The 6,725-nt window shown below is 71.9% G+C and carries 3 protein-coding genes; all 3 read right to left on the reverse strand.

All coding sequences use genetic code 11. The annotated features are described in order from the left end of the window. Window positions 1-21: 21 nt before the first annotated feature. Complete coding sequence (gene mmuM / locus ABZ845_RS14805; RefSeq protein WP_360978350.1) at window positions 22-960, reverse strand: homocysteine S-methyltransferase; 939 nt, start codon at window positions 958-960, stop codon at window positions 22-24. A 42-nt stretch (window positions 961-1,002) separates the two neighbouring features. Next, window positions 1,003-3,435 carry a SpoIIE family protein phosphatase gene (locus tag ABZ845_RS14810; protein ID WP_360978353.1) on the reverse strand — a complete coding sequence of 811 codons (2,433 nt, stop codon included), beginning with the start codon at window positions 3,433-3,435 and terminating at the stop codon, window positions 1,003-1,005. 17 nt (window positions 3,436-3,452) lie between these two features. Beyond that, the coding region (locus ABZ845_RS14815; protein ID WP_360978356.1) for a HAMP domain-containing protein at window positions 3,453-6,725 on the reverse strand (3,273 nt) is incomplete at its 5' end.

Here is a 6,725-nt window from a genome sequence, read left to right on the forward strand (position 1 = left end):
GCAGGCGACGTCGCACCCGCGTCACCCCGGAGGCCGGCCGCGGGCCAACGCCCGCGCCACCGCGGTGATCGAGTCCGGTCCCACCCGGCAGCACCCCCCGATCAACCCCGCCCCGGCGTCACGCCAGCCCACCGCCTCCGAGGCGGTGAACGTGACCCGGCCGTCCCAGGCATGGGCCTCCGCGTCCCACCCCTCGCCGCTGTTCGGATAGGCCACCACGGGCTTGCCCGTCACCCGCGCCGCCGTCCGCACGGCCGCGCTCACGTCCTCGGGGGCACAGCAGTTGACGCCCACCGCGATCACCTCGTCCGCGTCGGCGGCCAGGGCGAACGCCTCCTGAAGCGGCTGCCCCGCACGCGTACGGTCGCCGGACACGCTGTACGACAGCCAGGCGGGCACGCCCAGCCCGCGCACCGCACGCAGCAGGGCCGCCGCCTCGTCGGTGTCGGGCACCGTCTCCAGCGCCAGCACATCGGGGCCTGCCGCCGCCAGCGCCTCCAGACGGGGCCGGTGGAAGGCCTCCAGCTCGGCGACGGTGAGCCCGTAGCGGCCCCGGTACTCGGAGCCGTCGGCGAGCATCGCCCCGTACGGACCGGCCGACGCCGCCACCCACAGGGGCCGCCGTACGCCCCTGGCGCGGGCCCGGGCGGCTGCCTCGCGTGCCAGGTCCACGCTCAGCCGCAGCAGCCCGGCCGCCTTGTCGCGTCCGGTGCCGCGCCGCGCGAAGCCCTCGAACGTGGCCTGGTAGCTCGAGGTGATGGCCACGTCCGCGCCCGCGAGGAAGTACGAGAGATGCGCCCCGGTGATCGCCTCCGGCCGCTCGGCGAGCAGCCGTGCCGACCACAGCGCGTCTCCCAGGTCGTGCCCCGCCGACTCCAGCTGGTTCGACAGACCGCCGTCCAGGACGACCGGTCCGGCGGCCAGTGCCTCGGCGAGGGCGGTGGAGGTGCGGGGGCCCATGGCCACGACGTTAGTCCAGCCGCGTCCCCGCCCTCACCTGACTCAGGAGACCCTGATGCCCACGATGCAGGTGTCGTCGTCCGTGTCCGACCTGCTGTAGGTGAGCAGACGGTCGAGCTGCTGGTCCAGCGTGGGCGGCACCGTGCGCGCGGCCCTCAGCAGTTGTGCGAGCGACTCCTCCATGGAACGGTCGCGGCGCTCGATGAGGCCGTCCGTGTACATCAGCAGCGTGTCGTCCACGGCGAGCTGCACCTCGTGTTCCTCGTAGGCCGCCTCGGGCACCGCGCCCAGCAGTATCCCCTTGACCAGGGGCAGCGCCGCCGCGTCGGTGCCCCGCACCAGGACCGGCGGCAGATGCCCGGCCCTGGCCCAGCGCAGCGCCCGGCTCGACGGGTCGTACAGGCCGCAGACCGCCGTGGCGGTGACGGCGCCGGTCAGATGGTGCGCCACCATGTTGAGCCAGGACAGCAGCTGGCCGGGACCCGCACCCGTCACCGCGAGCCCGCGCAGCGCGTTGCGCAGGACGACCATGCTGGTCGCCGCCTCTATGCCGTGCCCGGCGACATCGCCCACGCACAGCAGCACGAGACCGGACGGCAGGACCACCGCGTCGTACCAGTCACCGCCGACCAGCTGCTCGGTCTCCGCGGGGCGGTAGCGCACCGCCACCCCCAGCCCGGGCGCACGCAGCGGTGCCTGGGCCGGGGGCATGATGGCGTGCTGGAGCTGGAGGGTGAGCCGGTTGCGCTCGCTCGCCTGCTGCTCGGTGTGGGCGAGCTGGTCCCGCGTGGCGGCCAGGGCGACCTCCGTCCAGTGCTGGGCGGAGATGTCCTGGTAGGCGCCGCGTACGACGAACAGCCGCCCGTCGGAGTCGAGCGCCGGTTCCGCAACCACCCTGATGTGCCGGGTCACCCCGTCGGGGCGCTGGAGACGGAAGGCCGTGGACGCCGGGCGCCGGTGGTGCAGCAGGGTCCGCAGAAACCTGCCGATGGCCACGGCGTCGTCGGGGTGGGCGTGGGCGGGCAGCTCCTCCAGGGGCACGGGGGGACTGGAGACCGGTTTGCCGTAGAGGCCGAAGAGCCGGCCGTTCCAGGTGATCTCGCCGGTCAGCAGGTTCTCCTCGAAGCCGCCGATCCGGCCCAGGCGCTGGGCGTGCTGGAGCAGGCTGGCGAGACGGGCCGTCTCGTCCTCGATACGCCATATCAGCAGGATGCTGCCCGCGTGCCGGCTGATGTTGATGTCGGCCACCGCCGCCAGCGGGACATCGTCCACCAGCGCGGTCAGCCTCATACGGTCGGCGCGGAACGGCTCCCCGGTGGCGTAGACACGCTCGATCCGTTCGAAGAGCTCGCTCTCCCCGGCGGCCATCGGATAGGCCTCCAGCAGGAGGGCGCCGCTGACGACCCCGCGCGGGCGGCCCGCCGGGTCGAGGAAGCGGCCGTTGACGTGGTGGATGCGGAAGTCGACGAGATGCCCGTCGCCGTCGAGTTGGGGGACGAGCACCAGGGCCGGGTCGTGCAGACCGTCGGCCAGGTTCATCAGCTCCGCGACGTCCGGCAGGAGCCTGGGCCCGGGATCGCCGCCCGGGTTCCGCAGCGCGTAGGTCTCCAGAGTGTGCGCGCACAGCTCGGCCAGGGCCTCGACCTGGCGCACGATCTGCGGCTGCTGTGGCTCGAGCGGCTGCGGCCAGGCGATCTCCAGCACCCCGTGGATCCGGCCGCCCGTGCCCGCGGGAACGGCGACCCTGCCACCGTCGGGGTGGTCGTGCTGGCCGATCGAGGGCAGACCGCTCCCGGCCAGGGAACCGATCCAGTGCCCGGCGCGCTCGGCGAGCCCCGTACGCGCCACCGTCGTCACACCGGGGGGCACATAGCGCCAGCGGCCGGCCTCCGTCGACGGGAAGCCGGCGCTGCCCGCCAGGGTGAGGGAGCCGTCGGACGACACGGACCAGATGGCCACGGCGACCGCTCCGAGGGGGGCAAGCGCGTGCTCCAGCAGGGAGTCGGCGACGGCCTGGGTGTCGTCGGCGGCCAGCGCGCCACTCTCGGCGGCCCGCAGCCGCACCGCCGAGGACCGGCCCGTGGGCCGGCCGGCGGCCGCGGTGGTGCTCTGCCCACCCGTGGAGCCCGAGGCGACGGCCAGGAAGGCGGAGGTCACCTCCGTCAGCCGGTCCCGCGAAGCCTGGTTGATGACCTCGACGGCGAACTCCAGCGGGGTCACGTCGGCCTGCTCGGTCAGTTCGGCGAGCTGCCTGGCGGCCTGGGCCGGACCACAGCCCAGCCGTTCCACCAGGATGCCCTTGGCCAGTTCGATCAGGGCACGCCCGTCCGCCTCCGCCTGCGCCGCCCGCACCTCACGGCGCAGCCGCTCCACGGTGGCGGCGAGCCTGCCGACGGGGGAGGCCGACAGGTCGGCCGGTTCCTTCTCCCGCCGGTCCTCGGCGGGGCCGACGGGCGGTTGCTGCGCGTTGCTCATGACTCGCCCCCTCTCCCTCAGGCGGGCAGCCAGCGCCGGACGCGGGCGATGAGATCGTTCGTGTCGACGGGTTTGGTGACGTAGTCGTTCGCGCCCGAGGCGAGACTCTTCTCCTGGTCGCCGGGCATCGCCTTCGCGGTGACGGCGATGATCGGAAGATTCGCGTACTGGGGCATCGTGCGGATCTCGGCGGTGGCGGCGTAGCCGTCCATCTCCGGCATCATCACGTCCATCAGGACCACCGCGACATCGGGGTGGGCCAGCAGCGTCTCGATGCCCCGACGGCCGTTGTCCGCGTGCAGCACCTTGAAGCCGTGCAGCTCCAGGATCCCGCTGAGCGCGAAGAGGTTGCGCGCGTCGTCGTCCACGACGAGCACCGTGGTGCCGAGGAAGGCGTCGTCCAGGGGCTGCGCCGCCGAGTGCTGGGGCTCCTCGACCCGGACCAGGGACAGCACGTCTCCGGGTTCCTCCGCGGACAGGTGCAGCGTGATGTGCTCGCGCAGCTCGTCCAGGCTGGAGAGGAAGTCCAGCGGACGGCCGCCGGAACGGGACCGCAGAGCCTGCTCCTGCACGAGGTCCACGCGATGCCCGCTGTGGACCAGTACGGGAACGCTGGAGAGGGCCGAATCGCCCTGCATGGCTTCCAGGAAGCGGGCGCCCTCGTCGTCCGGCATGCCGAGTTCCAGGACGACGCAGTGGCAGGGCTCGGCCGCCAGCGCGCTCGCCGCCTCCTGCGCTCCCACCACGGTGATGATGTCGACCGCGCCCCGTGGATCGGCGCTGTCGTGATCGTGAGCGATGTCGGCGACCGCGCTCTCCGCGACCAGCGTCAGCAGACCGCGCGGACGCTCCTCGACCACCAGCAGACGGCGCCTGCGCGCTGAGGGAGCGGACTCCTGACGCGGCGCGGGCACCGCCTCCGCGGGGAGAGCGGCCCGGGGCTGCTCCGCGGACGTGTGCCCGGGCCGGCCGGTGCCGCCGAGCAACTCCTCGAAGTCGGCGCGCGCCACCGGCAGATAGAGCGTGAACGTACTGCCCTGCCCCGGCGTGCTGTCCACCGTGACGGCGCCGCCCAGCAGATGCGCGATCTCCCGTGTGATCGACAGCCCCAGACCCGTGCCGCCGTACTTCCGGCTCGTCGTCCCGTCCGCCTGCTGGAACGCCCCGAAGATCGTCTCCAGTTGCTGCTGCGGGATGCCGATGCCGGTGTCCTTCACCCGGAACGCCGCGACGGTGCCGCATCGGTGCACTCCCCTGGGCACCTCCCGGTCGGCGGCCGGTTCGATACGCAGCTCGACGCTTCCCCGCTCGGTGAACTTGACCGCGTTCGACAGCAGGTTGCGCAGGATCTGCCGCAGCCGGGTGTCGTCGGTGAGCAGGTCGGCCGGGGCGCCCGGGGCGGTGGTCACCGTGAAGTCCAGGCTCTTCTGCGTGGTCATCGGCCGGAACGTCGCCTCGACGTATTCCAGCAGCTGCCGCAGCGGAACCCGCTCGGGGCTGACGTCCATCTTGCCCGCCTCGACCTTCGACAGATCGAGGATGTCGTTGATCAGCTGGAGCAGGTCGGATCCCGCCGAGTGGATGATCCCCGCGTACTCGACCTGCTTCGGGGTGAGGTTGCGTGAGGGGTTCTGCGCCAGCAACTGGGCCAGGATCAGCAGGCTGTTGAGCGGGGTGCGCAGCTCGTGGCTCATGTTCGCCAGGAACTCCGACTTGTACTTGGACGCCAGCGCCAGCTCTTGGGCGCGGGTCTCCAGCTCCTGCCGTGCCTGCTCGATCTGGAGGTTCTTGGCCTCGATGTCGCGGTTCTGGGAAGCCAGCAGGGAGGCCTTCTCCTCCAGCTCCTCGTTGGAGCGCTGGAGTTCGTCCTGCTGTACCTGCAACTCCTCCGACCTGGCCTGGAGTTCGGCGGTCAGCCGTTGGGACTCCTGAAGGAGTTCGTCCGTACGGGCGTTGGCCACGATGGTGTTGACGTTGACGCCGATGGTCTCCATCAGCTGGCCCAGGAAGTCCTGGTGGATCTGGGTGAACCGGGTGACCGACGCCAGCTCGAGCACGCCGAGCACCTGGTCCTCCACCACGATGGGCAGCACCATCAGGGCGCTCGGCACGATCTGTCCGAGCCCCGAGGAGATGGTCACGTATCCCGGCGGCAGCTCCTCCACGCTGATGGCGCGGTGGCTGCGCGCGGCCTGGCCCACCAGCGAGCGGCCCACGGGGATACGGGTGGGCCGGTCGTCGTCGGGGAGGCCGTACGCGCCCATGAGCCGCAGCTCGGGCCCGCGCTCGGTGTCCTCGGCGAGGTAGAAGGCGCCGTACTGTGCCGACACCAGGGGCGCCAGCTCATCCATGATCAGCTCGGCGACCACCGGCAGATCCCGGTGGCCCTGCATGAGGCCGGAGATCCGGGCGAGGTTGGTCTTGAGCCAGTCCTGCTCCTGGTTGGCCCGCGTGGTCTCACGCAGGGACTCGACCATGGAGTTGATGTTGTCCTTGAGCTCGGCGACCTCGCCCGACGCCACCACGGTGATGGAGCGGGTCAGGTCCCCCTCCGCGACGGCGCTCGCGACCTCGGCGATGGCGCGGACCTGGCGGGTGAGGTTGCCTGCCAGTTCATTGACGTTCTCCGTCAGCCGCTTCCAGGTGCCGGAGACGCCCTCGACCTCGGCCTGCCCGCCGAGCCGTCCCTCGCTGCCCACCTCCCGCGCCACCCGGGTGACCTCGGCGGCGAACGACGAGAGCTGGTCGACCATGGTGTTGATGGTGGTCTTCAGCTCCAGGATCTCGCCGCGGGCGTCGACGTCGATCTTCTTGGACAGGTCGCCGTTGGCCACCGCGGTCGTCACCAGCGCGATGTTGCGCACCTGGCCGGTGAGGTTGTTGGCCATCGAGTTGACGTTGTCCGTGAGGTCCTTCCAGGTGCCCGCCACGTTGGGCACATGCGCCTGGCCTCCCAGCCGCCCCTCGGTGCCGACCTCGCGGGCCACGCGCGTGACCTCGTCGGCGAAGGCGGACAGCGTGTCGACCATGGTGTTGATGACGTCCGCAAGGGCGGCGACCTCGCCCTTCGCCTCGACCGTGATCTTCTGGGACAGATCGCCGCGCGCGACGGCCGTGGCCACCTGGGCGATGGAACGGACCTGTCCGGTCAGGTTGGACGCCATCACGTTGACGTTGTCCGTCAGGTCCTTCCAGGTGCCCGACACACCCCGGGCGATTGCCTGCCCGCCCAGATTGCCCTCGGTGCCGACCTCGCGGGCGACGCGGGTGACTTCGTCGGCGAAGGCGGA

The organism is Streptomyces sp. NPDC047022 (genome assembly GCF_040644155.1).
Taxonomy (GTDB): Bacteria; Actinomycetota; Actinomycetes; order Streptomycetales; family Streptomycetaceae; genus Streptomyces.

Bases quoted from the DNA above. Each gene is read 5' to 3' on its own strand.
- mmuM (WP_360978350.1), bottom strand. From the start codon at position 960: ATGGGCCCCCGCACCTCCACCGCCCTCGCCGAGGCACTGGCCGCCGGA.
- ABZ845_RS14810 (WP_360978353.1), bottom strand. From the start codon at position 3,435: ATGAGCAACGCGCAGCAACCGCCCGTCGGCCCCGCCGAGGACCGGCGG.